At 72.7% G+C, this 14,873-nt stretch carries 15 protein-coding genes and 1 pseudogene; 11 read left to right on the top strand and 5 right to left on the bottom strand.

Annotation, left to right across the window (positions count from 1 at the left end; translation table 11 throughout):
• Positions 1-30: 30 nt before the first annotated feature.
• The 5 genes and pseudogenes from OG766_RS28475 (at position 31) to OG766_RS28455 (ending at position 4,736) form a co-directional block, all read left to right on the top strand.
• Positions 31-1,017, top strand: coding sequence for an aldo/keto reductase (locus OG766_RS28475; protein WP_266387469.1), 987 nt, complete (start codon positions 31-33; stop codon positions 1,015-1,017).
• A 279-nt stretch (positions 1,018-1,296) separates the two neighbouring features.
• A pseudogene (locus tag OG766_RS28470) lies at positions 1,297-2,270 on the top strand (SDR family NAD(P)-dependent oxidoreductase).
• Positions 2,271-2,584: 314 nt separating this feature from the next.
• The gene (locus OG766_RS28465; protein WP_266387471.1) at positions 2,585-3,574 is read left to right on the top strand and encodes an aldo/keto reductase; all 990 of its coding nucleotides are present in this window, start codon (positions 2,585-2,587) and stop codon (positions 3,572-3,574) included.
• Entirely contained in the window at positions 3,571-3,882 is a 312-nt protein-coding gene (locus tag OG766_RS28460) for an L-rhamnose mutarotase (RefSeq protein ID WP_266387473.1), read from the top strand. Before OG766_RS28465 ends, OG766_RS28460 begins: the two co-directional genes overlap by 4 nt.
• Before the next feature lie 5 nt (positions 3,883-3,887).
• Positions 3,888-4,736 (top strand): amidohydrolase family protein, encoded by an 849-nt coding sequence (locus tag OG766_RS28455; protein WP_328726508.1) that lies wholly within the window; start codon positions 3,888-3,890, stop codon positions 4,734-4,736.
• Here OG766_RS28455 and OG766_RS28450 read toward each other — a convergent pair.
• Complete coding sequence (locus OG766_RS28450; RefSeq protein ID WP_266387479.1) at positions 4,715-5,092, bottom strand: DUF488 domain-containing protein; 378 nt, start codon at positions 5,090-5,092, stop codon at positions 4,715-4,717. The two genes, OG766_RS28455 and OG766_RS28450, sit on opposite strands and share 22 nt — an antisense overlap.
• A gap of 120 nt (positions 5,093-5,212) precedes the next feature.
• Between OG766_RS28450 and OG766_RS28445 the strand changes: the two genes are divergently transcribed.
• Positions 5,213-6,247: an SPFH domain-containing protein gene (locus OG766_RS28445; RefSeq protein WP_266387482.1), complete on the top strand. Its 1,035-nt coding sequence runs from the start codon at positions 5,213-5,215 to the stop codon at positions 6,245-6,247.
• Complete coding sequence (locus OG766_RS28440) at positions 6,244-7,143, top strand: hypothetical protein (protein ID WP_266387485.1); 900 nt, start codon at positions 6,244-6,246, stop codon at positions 7,141-7,143. The genes OG766_RS28445 and OG766_RS28440 overlap by 4 nt, the downstream gene beginning before the upstream one ends.
• 127 nt (positions 7,144-7,270) lie before the next feature.
• Here the strand turns inward: OG766_RS28440 and OG766_RS28435 are convergent, their stop codons facing one another.
• Both OG766_RS28435 and OG766_RS28430 read right to left on the bottom strand, forming a co-directional pair.
• Positions 7,271-7,504, bottom strand: coding sequence for an acyl-CoA carboxylase subunit epsilon (locus OG766_RS28435; RefSeq protein ID WP_266387488.1), 234 nt, complete (start codon positions 7,502-7,504; stop codon positions 7,271-7,273).
• A 7-nt stretch (positions 7,505-7,511) separates the two neighbouring features.
• The gene (locus OG766_RS28430; protein ID WP_328726507.1) at positions 7,512-8,846 is read right to left on the bottom strand and encodes a cytochrome P450; all 1,335 of its coding nucleotides are present in this window, start codon (positions 8,844-8,846) and stop codon (positions 7,512-7,514) included.
• A 237-nt stretch (positions 8,847-9,083) separates the two neighbouring features.
• Between OG766_RS28430 and OG766_RS28425 the strand changes: the two genes are divergently transcribed.
• From OG766_RS28425 to OG766_RS28415, 3 genes are read left to right on the top strand one after another with little or no spacing between them, the layout of a single operon-like run.
• The gene (locus tag OG766_RS28425) at positions 9,084-10,178 is read left to right on the top strand and encodes a type III polyketide synthase (RefSeq protein ID WP_266387493.1); all 1,095 of its coding nucleotides are present in this window, start codon (positions 9,084-9,086) and stop codon (positions 10,176-10,178) included.
• 8 nt (positions 10,179-10,186) lie between these two features.
• The gene (locus tag OG766_RS28420) at positions 10,187-11,509 is read left to right on the top strand and encodes a cytochrome P450 (RefSeq protein ID WP_328726506.1); all 1,323 of its coding nucleotides are present in this window, start codon (positions 10,187-10,189) and stop codon (positions 11,507-11,509) included.
• A complete protein-coding gene (locus OG766_RS28415) occupies positions 11,506-12,042 on the top strand; it encodes a cupin domain-containing protein (protein ID WP_266387499.1) in 537 nt (178 codons plus the stop codon). The genes OG766_RS28420 and OG766_RS28415 overlap by 4 nt, the downstream gene beginning before the upstream one ends.
• A gap of 37 nt (positions 12,043-12,079) precedes the next feature.
• Here OG766_RS28415 and OG766_RS28410 read toward each other — a convergent pair whose 3' ends face one another.
• A complete protein-coding gene (locus tag OG766_RS28410; RefSeq protein ID WP_266387502.1) occupies positions 12,080-12,319 on the bottom strand; it encodes a hypothetical protein in 240 nt (79 codons plus the stop codon).
• Positions 12,320-12,566: 247 nt separating this feature from the next.
• On the opposite strand from OG766_RS28410, the gene OG766_RS28405 reads away from it, so the two are divergent.
• Positions 12,567-13,733, top strand: coding sequence for a serine hydrolase domain-containing protein (locus OG766_RS28405; protein WP_266387504.1), 1,167 nt, complete (start codon positions 12,567-12,569; stop codon positions 13,731-13,733).
• Between the two features lie 24 nt (positions 13,734-13,757).
• Here the strand turns inward: OG766_RS28405 and OG766_RS28400 are convergent, their stop codons facing one another.
• Positions 13,758-14,867, bottom strand: a complete 1,110-nt coding sequence (locus tag OG766_RS28400; protein WP_266387507.1) for a sensor histidine kinase — start codon at positions 14,865-14,867, stop codon at positions 13,758-13,760.
• Positions 14,868-14,873 lie beyond the last annotated feature (6 nt).

The following is a 14,873-nucleotide window of genomic DNA, read 5'->3' as shown; positions in this document are numbered from 1 at the left end:
ACCGATGAGCGACCACGAGGGGGATCTCCCATGCGCTACCGCACGATCGGTCAGGACCCGGCGACCCGCCGGGAGGTGAGCGTGCTGAGCCTCGGCGCGATGCGCTTCGGCACGAGCACCGACGAGGCGACGTCGTTCGCGATTCTCGACCGCTACGCCGAGGCCGGCGGCACGTTCATCGACACGTCCAACAACTACGCGTTCTGGGTCGACGGTACGCAGGGCGGGGAGAGCGAGGAACTCCTCGGACGGTGGCGCCGCAGCCGCGGCGTCGGCGACGGCATCACCATCGCGACCAAGCTCGGCGCCCGGCCCAACACGCCCACCAGCACCTTCTCCCACGACATCGAGGGGCTGTCGGCCACGGTGATCCGTGAGTCGGCGGAGCGCAGCCGTGAGCGGCTCGGGGTGGACCGGCTGGATCTGCTGTACGCGCACGTGGAGGACCGTGACGTGCCGGTGACCGAGACCGTGGAGGCGTTCGCTGGGCTCGTCGCCGACGGCACGGCCGGGCTGCTGGGGGTGAGCAACCACTGGGCGTGGCGCGTGGAGCGGGCGAGGAACGTGGCCGCGGCGGCGGGGCTGCCCGGCTACGAGGTCCTCCAGTACCACCACAGCTATCTGCGCCGCCGCACCGACCTGCCGACGCTGCGCTCTGCCGACGGCGAACTGGGCGCGGTCGCCGGGGATCTGCTCAGCTATGTACGGGACGAGCCGTCGCTGACGCTGGTCGCGTACTCCCCGCTGCTCGGCGGCGCGTACACGCGTGGCGACAAGCCGCTGGACCCGGGCCTCGACCACGCGGGCACTCCGGCCCGTCTCGAAGCCCTGCGGGCGGTGTCCAAGGAGACCGGCGCGACGCCGAACCAGGTCGTGCTGTCCTGGCTGATCGGCGGTGAGATCCCGGTGATTCCGCTGGTCGGCGCGTCGTCGGTGGCGCAACTGGAGGAGAGCCTGGCCGCGGTGGACCTGGACCTCACCCCGGAACAGCGCGCCCGGCTGGACGAGGCACGCTGACGCGCCTGCCCTCGCCGCCGCCCCGCGCCGACACCCCCATGCCGGCGTTTGCGTTCGAGAGCGCTCCAAGGCTTAGGGGGTGTCCGGTGGGTCAGGCTGGATCAGTGAGCGCGTCATGCGGCTTCGGATCCAAGGCGGAGGAGGAAGACAACGCGGTGGGGGTACCTCCCGTGCCCGGAGGGCCACGGGGGAGTTGGCGCCCGACGACAACGCCGGAGACGGAGTCGCATGACGCCGCGAGCCCAGCAAGACCCACCGGACACCCCCTAACGTCGACGCATGAACACTCCTCAGCACAGGATCGGCTCGGGCTTCGGAGCCCGGAGCACCACGCGGGACGTTCTGCAGGGCATCGACCTCACCGGCCGGCTCGCCATCGTCACGGGCGGGTACTCGGGCCTCGGGCTGGAGACGACACGGGCACTGGCCGGCGCCGGGGCCCGTGTCGTCGTACCCGCGCGCCGGCGCGCGGTCGCCGAGGAAGCGGTCGCGGGCATGGAGGGCGACGTGGAGGTCGACGAACTGGACCTCTCCGACCTGGAGAGCGTCCGCGGTTTCGCCGGGCGGTTCCTCGCCTCCGGCCGCGGCATCGACATGATGGTCGACAACGCGGGCGTCATGGCCAGTCCCGAGAGGCGCGTCGGCCGGGCTGGGAGGCCCAGTTCGCGACCAACCACCTCGGCCACTACGCCCTCGTCAACCGGCTCTGGCCGGCCATCGAGGACGGCGGCGCCCGCGTCGTCTCGCTGTCCTCCCGGGGCCATCAGCTCTCCGGCATCCGCTGGGACGACGTGCACTTCGCCCGCGGCTACGACAAGTGGCAGGCGTACGGGCAGGCCAAGACGGCCAATGTGCTGTTCGCCGTACGGCTCGACGCCCTGGGCCGGGACGCCGGAGTACGGGCCTTCGCCGTCCATCCCGGCCAGATCCTCACCGAACTGGCGCGTCATCTCTCCACGGAGGAGATGCTCGGCCGTGGCTGGATCGACGAGCAGGGCCGTCCGGTCGGCACCGGTTTCAAGACGCCCGAGCAGGGCGCGGCGACGCAGGTGTGGGCGGCGACCTCCCCGCAACTGGCGGGCCTCGGCGGCGTCTACTGCGAGGACTGCGACATCGCCGAGCCGCTGACCGACGATGCGGACGAGCTGACCAGCGGCGTACGCGGATACGCGACCGATCCCGGGCAGGCGGAACGTCTGTGGGAGCTGTCGGCGGAGCTCACCGGCGTCGACGCCTTCGCCGCGGGCCGTTAGGCCGTGTCCGACAGCGGTGGCCGGTGGCCGGTTCCGGTAGCAGGCAGCCGGTAGCCCGCAGTCGGCAGTCGGCAGTCGGCAGTCGGCAGTCGGCAGTCGGCAGTCGGCAGTCGGCAGTCGGCAGTCGGCGGACAACCCATGATTCATCGGATCAATAACGGCTCCCTCGCTCCGATCGCGCCCGAAAACTCGGACAGAAGGGTGTCGCGGCCCCTCATAGGTCTGATAAATATGCGGATCACGTGGCCCGCGCGCGGACGAACGCGGGCCCGCGATGCCGACGCGGGGCGACAAGGGGCAGGGGCGACGACGGGATGCTCAGCACCGAACTGGGGCGCAGCGGCTGTCCGGTGACCGGGCTGTCCTTCGGGGCGGCCGGTATCGGCAATCTCTACAGGGCCGTGCCCGAGGAGACGGCGGCGGCCGCCGTCGATGCCGCCTGGGACGCGGGCGTGCGCTACTTCGACACGGCCCCGCACTACGGTCTCGGGCTGTCCGAGCGGCGGCTGGGGGCCGCGCTGCGGGACCGGCCGCGGGACGGGTTCACCCTGTCCACGAAGGTGGGGCGGATCCTGGAACCCGTCGAACGGCACGGCGACGGCGCCGCCGACGGCCTCGCCGACGACCTCGCCCACGGCTTCGCGACGCCCGCTACGCACCGCCGCCGCTGGGACTTCAGCGCGGACGGGGTGCGGCGCAGCATCGAGGACAGCCTGGGGCGGCTCGGTCTGGACCGGATCGACATCGTCTATCTCCACGACCCCGACGACCACGGCGAGCAGGCGTTCCGCGAGGCCTATCCGGCGCTGGAGCGACTGCGCGCGGAGGGCACCGTACGGGCGATCGGCGCCGGCATGAACCAGGCCGGGATGCTCACGCGCTTCCTCCGCGACACGGACGCCGATGTGGTGCTGTGCGCGGGCCGGTTCACCCTGCTCGACCAGCGCGCCGCCCAGCAGTTGCTGCCGCTGGCCGCGGCGCGCGGCCGCAGCGTCGTCATCGGCGGTGTGTTCAACTCGGGCCTGCTGGCGGACCCGAAGCCCGGCGCCGCCTACGACTACCGGCCCGCGGACGCGCGGGTGCTGGAACGGGCGCTGCGCGTGAAGGCCGTGACCGAACGGCACGGGGTCCCGCTGCGGGCCGCGGCGCTGGCCTTCCCGTTCCGGCATCCGGCGGTGGCGAGCGTGCTCGTGGGGGCGTGTTCCCCGTACGAGATCGAGGACGCGGCGGCGATGCTGGCCGTTCCCGTACCCGAGGAGCTGTGGACGGAGCTGGAGGAGGAAGGGCTGGTGCAGCCGGTATGAGAGTCGCTCTGCACACGAGGGTCCGCGCCGACCGGGTCGGGGAGTACGAGGCGGCGCACCGGGAGGTGCCCGCGGAGCTGCGGGCGGCGATCCGTGCCGCCGGGGCCTCCTCGTGGACGATCTGGCGCAGCGGCACCGACCTGTTCCATGTCATCGACTGCGCGGACTATGCCCGGCTGCTGGCCGAACTGGAGGGCCTGCCGGTGAACATCGCGTGGCAGGCGCGGATGGCGGAGCTGCTGGACGTGGTGCACGACTACTCCGCCGAGGGCGCCGGGGCCGGGCTCCCGGTCGTCTGGGAGCTGTGACCGTCATGCGGATCGTCGACGCCCATCACCATGTGTGGGACCTGTCCGTGCGCGACCAGGACTGGATCGGCCCGGAACTCGCCGCGATCCGGCGGGACTTCCTCCTTCCCGAGCTGTGTGCCGAGACGGCGGCCGCCGGGGTGCAGGCGACGGTCCTCGTCCAGACGGTGCCGGTGGCGCAGGAGACTCCCGAGTTCCTCGCTCTCGCCGCCGCCGGCGGTCCGGTCGCGGGTGTGGTCGGCTGGACGGATCTGACCGCGCCGGACGTCGCCGGCGCCCTGGCCGCGCTGCGTGAACTTCCCGGCGGGGAACGGCTCGTCGGCATCCGGCATCCGGTGCAGGGCGAGCCGGACCCCGGCTGGCTGCTCCGGGACGACGTACGGCGCGGGCTGTCCGCGGTCGCGGAGGCCGGGCTGGTGTACGACCTGCTGGTCCTGCCGCATCAGCTGGACGCGGCGGTGCGGACGGCCGCCGCCCACCCCGGGCTGACGTTCGTCCTCGACCATCTGGGCAAGCCGCCGATCGCGACCGGCGGGCGGGAGCCGTGGGGGTCCGCGGTGCGCGCGCTGGCGGCGCTGCCGAACACCGTCTGCAAGCTGTCCGGGATGGTCACCGAGGCGGACTGGACGTCCTGGACGGTGGACGGTCTACGGCCGTACGCGGACACGGTGCTGGAGGCGTTCGGGCCGGCCCGGACGATGTACGGCTCCGACTGGCCGGTGTGCCGGCTGGCTTCCTCGTACGCCGGCGTACTGGCCTGCGCACGCACGCTGACCGAGCACCTGGCGAAGGACGAGCAGGCCCAGGTGTTCGCCGGGACGGCCGACCGCGTCTACGGGCTCGGCGGCGTCTGAGCCGCCTTCTCCAGCACGTCGACGAGTGTCGGGAGATGACTGCCCTCGACGTGCTTCACCGAGGTGACGAGGGTGAGCGGCCCGCCGCGTGCGAGGGCGAGCAGCCGGTCCAGGGCTTCCGCGGCCGGGCCCTGTTCGAGCTCCTGGCGGTAGCGCGCGTCGAACTCCCCGTACCGGGAGGCGTCCTTGTGGTACCAGGTGCGCAACTCACCGGAAGGGGCCACCTCCTTGAGCCATTCCTCGACCGCCGCCCGCTCCTTGGAGACCCCTCTGGGCCAGAGCCTGTCGACGAGGACGCGGGTGCCGTCGTCGGGTCGGGGATCGTCGTAGACCCTGCGCACGGTGATGGTGACCATGCCGTCAGCCTGGTGCGGTGCCGCGGTCGGCGCAAGCGCGCGACCCGCTCATTTCGTCGCCTTGACGATAAGCGGCGGTCGCCGATATCGTCGTAGTGACGAAAACAAGGGGGTTGTTCCATGGCCGACATCACCAGGCGCTTCGGCTGGCGCCATCTGCGCTCCGCACCCACCGTCCATGTCCGCCACCACCGGCGCGGCCGGCTCGTCCACGACGGCCCCGGCCTCAGCTTCTGGTTCCGGGCGCTGACCGCCGCCGTGTCCGAAGTACCCGTCGACGACCGGGAGCTGGCCGTCACGTTCCACGCCAGGACGTCGGACTTCCAGGACGTGTCGGTGCAGGCGACGGTGACGTACCGGATCAGCGAACCCGCCACCGCCGCCGCCCGCCTGGACTTCTCGATCGACCCGGACACCGGCGTCTGGCGCGGCGCCCCGCTGGAGCAGATCTCCACGCTGCTCACCGGGACCGCCCAGCAGCACGCGCTCGACGTCCTGGCCCGTACGCCGCTGTCGGCGGCCCTGGCCGACGGCGTCACCGCCGTACGGGAGAGGATCTCCGCCGGTCTCGGCGGCGAGCCCCGGCTCGGCGCCACCGGCATCGAGGTGGTGGCCGTACGCGTCATCGCCCTGCGCCCCGAACCCGAGGTCGAACGGGCGCTGCGCACCCCGGCCCGTGAGCAGATCCAGCAGGAGGCCGACCGCGCGACCTACGAGCGCCGTGCCGTCGCCGTGGAGCGGGAACGGGCCATCGCCGAGAACGAGCTCGCCAGCCGGATCGAGCTGGCCCGCAGGGAGGAGCGGCTCGTCGAGCAGAAGGGCACCAACGCCCGGCGGGAGGCGGAGGAGAGCGCCGCGGCCGACGCCGTACGCGCCGAGGCGGAAGCCGCCCGCACGGTACGGATCGCCAAGGCCGAGGCCACGGCGGCCCGCGAGGTCGGCGAGGCGCGCGCCGGGGCCCAGGCCGCCTGGCTGCGCGTGCACGCCGAGACCGACCCGGCGACGCTGCACGCGCTGGCCGTCACCCGCCTCGCGGAGAACCTGCCGCGCGTCGACAGCATCACCCTCTCCCCCGACGTCCTCACCGGACTGCTCGCCCGGCTGGGCGGGCCGGGAACGGCCACGGGGACGGGAACGGGGACGGGGACGGCGTGAGCCTGGCACCGCGAGCGGTGCTCGTGCACCGCACCACCGAGTACGAGGAGCTGCTCGCCCGGCACGGCACCCACGGCCAGGCCGAGTTCTTCCTCTCCTCACGCGGCCGCAGCATCCAGGACGTGGCCGAGCGCCACCACCGCACCCGGCGGACGCTGGCGGAGGTGTCGGCGGCCGTGCCGGTGCAGTGGCGGCAGACGCGGGTGGAGCGCGCGGACCTCGACCGGTTCCTGTTCGCACCCGAGGACGTGGTCGTCGTGGCCGGCCAGGACGGGCTCGTCGCCAACACGGCGAAGTACCTGACCGGGCAGCCGGTGGTGGGGATCGACACCGATCCGGGGCGCAATCCCGGGGTGCTCGTACGCCACCGGGCCGCCGACACCGCCCGGCTGCTGCGGGCCGCCGTCACCCGCGGCGCCACGGCCGAGGAGCTGACCATGGTCGAGGCCGTCGCCGACGACACCCAGCGCCTCGTCGCGCTCAACGAGATCTACCTCGGCCGGCCGGACCACCAGACGTCCCGGTACCGGATCGGTGTCGACGACGGGCCCGGCGCGACGGAGGCCCAGGCGTCCTCCGGCGTCCTCGTCGGCACGGGCACCGGAGCCACCGGCTGGCTGCGTTCGCTGTGGCGCGAGCGCGGCAGCAGCCGGCCGCTGCCCGCACCGGCCGAGGCCATGCTCCTCTGGTACGTGCGGGAGGCCTGGCCCTCCCCCGCCACCGGAACGTCACTGGTGGAGGGGGTGCTGCCGGCCGGGCGACACCTTCGGCTCACGGTGGAGTCCGAACGGCTGGTCGCCTTCGGCGACGGGATGGAGTCCGACGCACTGGAGCTGACCTGGGGTCAGACGGTCGCGGTGGGGGTGTCGGACACCTCACTGCGGCTGCTCGTCTGAGCCACCGCACCGACGACCACGGACGTACCCGCCGACAACCACCGGCGGCCCCGCCGACAACCACGGGCGGCCGTCGCCGACAACCACGGGCGGCCGTCGCCGACGACGGCGGACGGCCGTCGTCGTCTCAGCGGCTGCCCGGGTCGAACGACATGACCGTCCTGTCCCTCTCCCGCCAGGAGCCGCACGGCTGGAAGCCGCCGCCCCACGTCCGGTCCCAGTGAGCGCGCCGGGGCCGGCCGCCGCCCGGCGTGGCCCGGGCGGCGGCCCGGCGGTGGGCGAGGACGGTCAGCACCGCCATGAGGGCGGCCAGTTCCTCGTCGTCCGGTGCACCGTGCACGATGCGCAGATCCACGTCCATGACCGCCTCACCAGCGCACCGGAAGGGTCTTGGGCCCGCGGATCAGCGCGCCCTCCTCCCAGGCGATCTCCTCGGGCGGCACCGCGAGCGCGAGCCGCGGATAGCGGTCCAGCAGCGTCGCGATCATCACCTCGGACTCCATCCGGGCCAGCATCGCGCCCACACAGTGGTGCGGCCCGAACCCGAACGACAGATGCGTCACGGCCTCACGTTCGAGGTCGAGCGTGTGCGGGTCGGTGAAGACCGCCGGGTCCCGGTTCGCGGAGAGGTACGAGCAGTACACCGCCTCGCCCGCCCTGATGCGTACGCCGCCGACCTCCAGGTCCTCGGTCGCGATCCGCGGCAGGCCCACACCGTTGCGGTGCGGGATGTAGCGCAGCAGTTCCTCGACGGCCTGCGGCAGCATGCGGGGCTCGGCCCGCAGCCTCGCGAGCTGCTCGGGGTGGGTGAGCAGCGCGTACACCATGTTCGCGCTGTTGTTGCGCACCGCGTGCGCCCCGCTGACGAGGATCGCCGTCGCCAGCGACACGGCCTCGTCGTCGCTGATCTCGGCGTCCTTGACGGCGGCCGCGAGGACTCCCGCGAGATCCTCCCCCGGCTCGGTGCGCCGCCGGTCGAGGAGCCCGACGACGACGTCACGGACCGTCGCCCTGGCCTCCTCGCTGCGGGCCGGGGCCAGGCGCGGCGCCATGATGACGTTCGCCCAGGAGGTCATCCCGGCGCGTTCGTCCTCGGGCAGCCCGAGCAGATCGCAGACGACCGACAGCGGAAAGGGCCCGTGCAGATGCTGCATCAGATCGCCCGGGGGACCATTCCGCTCCATCCCGTCCAGCAGGGACTCGGCCCTTCGCCGGGCCATGGGCCACAGCCGCTCCATGCTCCTGCCGGTGAAGGCCCGGGCGACGACACGGCGCAGGGTGTTCAGATGCGGGGGGTCCGTGTAGTTGAGGGCGGCGTGCTTCGCGGCGATGGCGTGCGGCGAGCCGCTCGTCACCTCGCGCTCCGCCAGGGCCCGGCGGCTGAGCCGCGGGTCGGACGTGACCTGCTTGACATCGTCGTAGCGCGTCACGAGCCAGGCGGTCCCCTCACCGAACGGAAGCCGGATACGGGCGACGGGCTCCTCGCGCAGCAGGGTGGTCAGAAGCGGGTCGAAGTCCAGCGCCTTCAGATCGTCGAGGCTCCAGAAGAGGGCATCTTCGTCGCCCTCGTCCTCCTTCGGGCCGGCTTCGGCCGATTCCCCCCGCGGACCGGGCCCGGCCGGGTCCTCCCGCGAGCCGGCCTCGGTCGAGTCCTCCTGCGGACCGGGTCCGGGCGTGGCCACCGTCTCGGGTTCTGACGTCATGGCGTTCAACTCCCAACGTTCAACGCTGTACGCGCACACCCAGGCACCGATCACGCCGAGTGAGCGGCCCGGGCGGCATCCAGCGGGTTCGACATCCCTTCCCGATCGCCGGCCCATCGGCCCGGCACCGGCGCGGCATCACCCGGACAGCCCAGCGGCAAGGGCTTTCCTCGGCGGGCGCGAACGGGTGACGTCCCTGATCCTTTAGAAGGAAACGCGAGAGAAGGGCGCACCATCATGGCCACTCTGTGCAGACCGGCAGTGTCCGTACCCGAGCACGTGATCACCATGGAGCAGACCCTTGACCTGGCGCGGTCCGTCCACGCGGACCATCCACAACTGGATCTGGCGCTGCGTCTGATCCGGAACACCGGCGTGGAGAAGAGGCATCTTCTGCAACCGATCGAGGAGACGCTGAAACACCCCGGTTTCGAACAGCGCAACGCCGTGTACGAATACGAGGCGAAGGCCCGGGTACCCGGGGTCATCGAGCAGGCGCTGGACGACGCGCGACTCCGTCCCGTCGACATAGACGTCATCATTTATGTGTCGTGCACCGGCTTCATGATGCCGTCGCTGACGGCCTGGCTGATCAACACCATGGGCTTTCGCACCGACGCGCGCCAGGTGCCGATCGCCCAGCTCGGCTGTGCGGCCGGGGGCGCGGCGGTCAACCGGGCACATGACTTCTGCACCGCCTACCCGGAGGCGAACGCGCTCGTCGTGGCCTGCGAGTTCTGCTCGCTGTGCTACCAGCCCACCGATCTGGACGTCGGCAATCTGCTCTCGAACGGGCTCTTCGGCGACGGTCTCGCCGCCGCCGTGGTGCGCGGCCGGGGCGGCCATGGCGTCGTGCTGGAGCGCAACGGCTCCTTCCTCGTCCGGGACACCGAGGACTGGATCGCCTACGACGTCCGCTCCACCGGATTCCACTTCAAGCTGGACCGGCGGGTGCCCGGCACCATGGAACCGCTGGCTCCGGCGCTGAAGGACCTCGCGGCGGAACACGGCTGGGACGCCGCCTCGCTGGACTTCTACATCATCCACGCGGGCGGGCCGCGCATCCTCGACGACCTCAGCAAGTATCTCGGGGTGCCCCCCGAGGCGTTCCGGTTCAGCCGGGCCACGCTCACCCAGTACGGCAACATCGCCAGCGCGGTCGTGCTGGACGCCCTGCGCAGGCTCTTCGACGAGGGGGCCCCGGACGACATGGCGCGGGGCATCCTCGCCGGCTTCGGCCCGGGCATCACCGCGGAGATGTCGCTGGGCCGCTGGAGCACGCCCGAGGGTGCCCTCGCCCGCGAAGGGGCGCTGGCGACGGAGGGGAGGTGAGCCGGGCCATGCGGAACGAGACCACCACCAAGGGTCCCGGGGCCACGCAGGCAGGCTGCCCGGCGGAGGCGGCCGGGACATCTGGGGCAGGGACCACGGCGACCACCTCGACCCTTCCGGCCACGACCGGCGCGGCCGACGGCGGCCCGTCGGTGCACTTCTGGCCGGTGAGTGACCTGACCGGGGTCGACTTCGACCCCGACCTCGCCGCGCTGATGCGGGAGGGTCCGCTGACCCGGATCCGGCTCCCCAACGGCGAGGGCTGGGCCTGGCTGGCGACGCGCTACGACGACGTGCGGATGGTGACGAACGATCCACGCTTCAGCCGCAAGGCGGTCGTCGGGAACGATGTCACGCGCCTGGCACCGCACTTCATACCCGTGGACGGCGCCGTCGGCTTCGAGGACCCGCCCGACCACACCCGGCTGCGCCGCTCGGTCGCGGCCGCGTTCACCACCCGCGCGATGGACCGGCTGCGCGGGCGGGCCCAGGACATGCTCGACGGACTCGTCGACGGTGTCCTGCGCGACGGACCGCCCGCCGACCTCGTCGAGCGTGTCCTCGCGCCGTTCCCGCTGGCCGTCGTCTGCGAACTCATGGGCGTGCCCGAGAGGGACCGGCCGAGGATGCACGAGTGGACCGCGCTCATCCTGTCCTCCTCCCACGGCGCGGAGCGCAGCGAGCAGGCCAGGACCGCGATGTGCGACTACTTCGCCGAACTGCTGAAGCAGCGGCGGGGCACCGGCGGTGAGGATGTGACCGGGCTGCTCGGGACGGCCGTCGCGGACGGTGAGATCACCGAGTCGGAGGCGGTCGGCCTGGCGCTGCTCGTCCAGATCGGCGGCGAGGCGGTCACCAACAACACCGGAAACATGGCGTACATCCTCCTCACCCGCCCCGAACTGCACGCCCGGCTGCGCCGGGAGCCGGGGCTGCGGACCTCGGCCATGGACGAACTGCTGCGCTGGATACCGCACCGCAACGGCGTCGGACTGTGCCGGATCGCGACGGAGGACCTGACCGTCGCCGGCCAGGACGTCAGGAAGGGCGAGGCCGTCTACGTGTCGTATCTGGCGGCCAACCGCGACCCGGACGTCTTCCCGGACCCCGAGGAGATCCGTCTCGACCGGAGTCCCAACCCGCATGTGTCGTTCGGGTACGGTCCGCACTACTGCATCGGCGGCCTGCTCGCCCGGCTGGAGACGGAACTGATCTTCTCCGCCCTGATCGACCGGTTCCCGGGGATGCGCCTCGCCGTGCCGTCGGAGGAACTCCGCTGGCGGCCCGGCGCACTCATCCGGGGCCCCGAGGGATTGCCGGTGATCTGGTGACCTCGCACGTCAGGACGCCGGACGGGCTGCTGGTGCCGAAGGGTCACGGCCGTACGCTGCGCGCGGCGGCCCAGCAGGTGACGTTCAAGGTCACCGGTGACATGTCACGTGTGTCGTCCAGCTTCGAAGTCGTCGTCCCTCCCGGGTTCGACGTCGGGGCCCATGTGCACGCGCGGAGCGAGGAGCTCTTCTACGTACTCGAAGGGGAGCTGGACATGCTCGCCTTCGAGCCGCGCGTGCGCAGCGGCGACGACTGGCGGCACTGGGAGTCCCGGTCCGGCCGGCGCTCGGTCCGCGCCGGTCCTGGCACGGTCGTCGTCGTGCCGCCCGGCTGTCCGCACGCGTTCGCCAACCGGACCGGCGAACCGGCGAGGATGTTCTTCCAGGCCTCTCCCCCGCCCGACCACGAGCGGTACTTCGAGGAACTGATCGAGATCCTCGATGCGGGCGGCCCGCCCGATCACGAGGCGATCGCCGAACTGCGGGCCCGCTACGACATCGAGCAGCTCACGCCGCTGCGCCACGAGGCGTGACGCCCCGCCCGCCCTGCCCGCCGTGCCGTCGCGCCGTTCAGGGCGTGCCGGCGGTGTGAAGTCCCGTCACCAGGCCGAACAGCTCCGCCTCGTTGCCGGCCAGGCCCGCGTCCGCGAGGGCCTGGTCGGCCTCGGCCATGGGGGCGGTGAGCAGCAGGGGCGGCGGGGCCGCGGCACCGGGAGGTGCGGCGAGCGCGGCGCGCACGGCACCCAGCAGGCGCACGTACGCCTGGGCGGCGGCACGTTCACGGGACGTCATGACAACGGTGGTACTCATCGGTCGGCCATTCCCCTCGGGTCGTCTCGGTCGTCTCGGTGTCTCGTCGGTCTCGGGTCCTCTCGCACCGTCCCGGCCGTGCAGGGCCCGGCCCTATGTGACAGTGCACCTGACAGCCTGCCGTACGGCACTGACAACGCCCCTCGCGATCCGTCCGCGTACGACACCTTCCAGCCGGTCCGACCAGTCGGTATGTTCCTGGGGGCAGGCTTGCGCACGACGGAGTCCGACGGAGCACGGAGGGGCCATGACCGACACCGGGGCACGGATCGAGGGCCACTGCGACGCGCGGTTCTCCGCGGTCCGCACCGCTTTCGAGGAGAACTTCCGTGAGCGCGGCGAGCTGGGCGCCGCCGTCACCGTCCGGTCGGGCGGCGAGACCGTCGTCGACCTGTGGGGCGGCTGGGCCGACGCCGCCCGCAGCCGGCCCTGGCAGCGGGACACCGTGGTCAACGTGTGGTCGACGACCAAGGGACCGACCGCGCTGTGCGCGCACCTCCTGGCCGACCGAGGTCTGCTCGACCTGGACGCCCCGGTCGCCTCGTACTGGCCGGAGTTCGCCGCCGCCGGCAAGGACACCCTTCCCGTCCGCCACCTCCTCTCGCACCGCGCGGGACTCGCCGCTCTGCGTGAGCCGCACACGCTCGCCGAGCTCTGCGACTGGGAGTTGACGGTGTCCCGGCTGGCCGCGACGGAGCCCTGGTGGGAGCCGGGGACGCGGTCCGGCTACCACGCGATGACGTACGGCTTCCTGGTCGGCGAGGTGGTGCGGCGCATCACGGGACTGCTGCCGGGCGAGTTCCTGCACCGGGAGGTGACGGGGCCCTGCGGCATCGACTTCACGATCGGGCTGCCCGAGAAGGAGTCCGGCCGCGCCGCTGAGCTGGTGCATCCGCCGGTCGCGACGGACAGCGAACAGGCCGCGATCTTCGCGCAGTTGCAGCCGGTCGCGGTCGCCGCGCTCACCAACCCCGTCGTCGGCGCGGCCGGGGCGAACAGCCCGCAGTGGCGGGCGGCCGAGATCCCGGCGGCCAACGGCCACGGCACCGCCCGCGCGGTCGCCGAGCTGTACGGCGTCTTCGCCTCGGGCGGTCTGCTCGGAGAGCACCGCGTGCTGTCCGCGGCCGCCGCCGAGCGGGTCCGCGAGGGCCAGGGCGCCTGCCGGGACCTCGTCCTCGGCGCGGGCTTCGCCCATGAGACCGAGATCGGACTGGGCCTGTGGCTGAGCGGCCCGAACGCGTCGTACGGACCCAACCCGCGCGCCTTCGGCCATGACGGCTACGGCGGTTCCTGCGGGCTCGCGGACCCGGAGGCGGGCGTGTCGATGGGGTACGTCATGAACCGCATGGGCTCACGTATCGCCGACGATCCGCGCAAGATGGCCCTGGTCGACGCGGTGTACAGCGCCATGTGACACCCGGGGCGCCCCCCCGGGCGGTCACGGGGCGGCGGGCAGGGTCACCTCGAAGCGGCAGCCGCCGGTCACGTTGTGCACGTCGGCGCGACCGGCGTGGGCCTCGACGATGCCCCGGACGATCGCGAGCCCGAGGCCCGCCCCGGCCGGAGGGGTCCGGGCCTGGCTGCCGCGCCATCCGGTGTCGAAGACGCGGGGCAGGTCCTCCTCCGGGATGCCGCCGCAGCCGTCGGTCACGGACAGCACGACGCTGTTCAGGCGTCGTTCCGCGGCGACCGCGACCGTGCCGTCCGCCGGGGTCCGCCGGATCGCGTTGACGAGCAGATTGGCCAGGACGCGGGTCATCTCCTTGCCGTCCACCTGGACGGGGACCGGTTCCACCCGGTCCCCCACAAGCCGTACGCCGTGCTCACGGGCCAGTGGGTCCGCGCCCGCCAGGGCCTCGCCGACCAGGTCGTAGACGGACATCCGGGTGGGGCTGAGCGCGAGCGCGCCGGCGTGGATCCGGGACAGTTCGAAGAGGTCCCCGACCATGCCGTTGAGGCGCTCGACCTCGGCGCGGATCTGCCGGAAGTACCGCTCGGGGTCCTGGACGACGCCGTCCTCCAGCGCCTCCGACATGGCGCGCAGTCCGGCGAGCGGGGTGCGCAGATCGTGCGAGATCCAGGCGACGAGCTCCCGCCGGGAGGTCTCCAGCGCCCGCTCCCGTTCCCGGGACGCGGCGAGCTTCGCGCTCGTGGCGGCGAGTTCCCTGCTCAGCTCGGCGAGTTCGGCCGTGGCCTCGCCGTCGGGCGCGGCGAAGCTGCCGTCCTCGCCGAACGTACGGGCGGCGAGGGCGAGTTCGCGGCTGCGGGCGACGACCCAGCGGCCGAGGAGCAGCGCGGTGGCGAGCGACACGACCGCGGCCATCGCGACGACGGTGGTGACGACCGTCAGGTCGTGCGCGGACAGGAACATCGCCTGGGCGACCGCGAGGGTCCCGGCGAGCATCGCGACGACGGTGACGGCGGCGACGACGGTCAGCGACACGGCGACCGACCGGTGGCGCAGCAGGCGCAGGACGAGGGCCCCGGCCAGCCCGGCGGCGACCGCGCCGAGGAAGGCGAGGAGCACGATGAGCAGGAAGTCACGCATGACGTG

It is taken from the genome of Streptomyces sp. NBC_00259, assembly GCF_036181745.1.
Classification (GTDB): domain Bacteria; phylum Actinomycetota; class Actinomycetes; order Streptomycetales; family Streptomycetaceae; genus Streptomyces; species Streptomyces pratisoli.
Note: the sequence above shows the minus strand (reverse complement) of the source record. Positions and strands in the feature narration are given on the sequence as shown.

Excerpts from the sequence above, each read along its gene's own strand:
- OG766_RS28405 (WP_266387504.1), top strand. The coding sequence starts at position 12,567 with ATGACCGACACCGGGGCACGGATCGAGGGCCACTGCGACGCGCGGTTC.
- OG766_RS28420 (WP_328726506.1), top strand. The coding sequence starts at position 10,187 with ATGCGGAACGAGACCACCACCAAGGGTCCCGGGGCCACGCAGGCAGGC.
- OG766_RS28460 (WP_266387473.1), top strand. The coding sequence starts at position 3,571 with ATGAGAGTCGCTCTGCACACGAGGGTCCGCGCCGACCGGGTCGGGGAG.
- OG766_RS28410 (WP_266387502.1), bottom strand. The coding sequence starts at position 12,319 with ATGAGTACCACCGTTGTCATGACGTCCCGTGAACGTGCCGCCGCCCAG.
- OG766_RS28430 (WP_328726507.1), bottom strand. The coding sequence starts at position 8,846 with ATGACGTCAGAACCCGAGACGGTGGCCACGCCCGGACCCGGTCCGCAG.
- OG766_RS28445 (WP_266387482.1), top strand. The coding sequence starts at position 5,213 with ATGGCCGACATCACCAGGCGCTTCGGCTGGCGCCATCTGCGCTCCGCA.
- OG766_RS28450 (WP_266387479.1), bottom strand. The coding sequence starts at position 5,092 with ATGGTCACCATCACCGTGCGCAGGGTCTACGACGATCCCCGACCCGAC.
- OG766_RS28400 (WP_266387507.1), bottom strand. The coding sequence starts at position 14,867 with ATGCGTGACTTCCTGCTCATCGTGCTCCTCGCCTTCCTCGGCGCGGTC.
- OG766_RS28465 (WP_266387471.1), top strand. The coding sequence starts at position 2,585 with ATGCTCAGCACCGAACTGGGGCGCAGCGGCTGTCCGGTGACCGGGCTG.
- OG766_RS28425 (WP_266387493.1), top strand. The coding sequence starts at position 9,084 with ATGGCCACTCTGTGCAGACCGGCAGTGTCCGTACCCGAGCACGTGATC.
- OG766_RS28435 (WP_266387488.1), bottom strand. The coding sequence starts at position 7,504 with ATGGACGTGGATCTGCGCATCGTGCACGGTGCACCGGACGACGAGGAA.
- OG766_RS28455 (WP_328726508.1), top strand. The coding sequence starts at position 3,888 with ATGCGGATCGTCGACGCCCATCACCATGTGTGGGACCTGTCCGTGCGC.
- OG766_RS28475 (WP_266387469.1), top strand. The coding sequence starts at position 31 with ATGCGCTACCGCACGATCGGTCAGGACCCGGCGACCCGCCGGGAGGTG.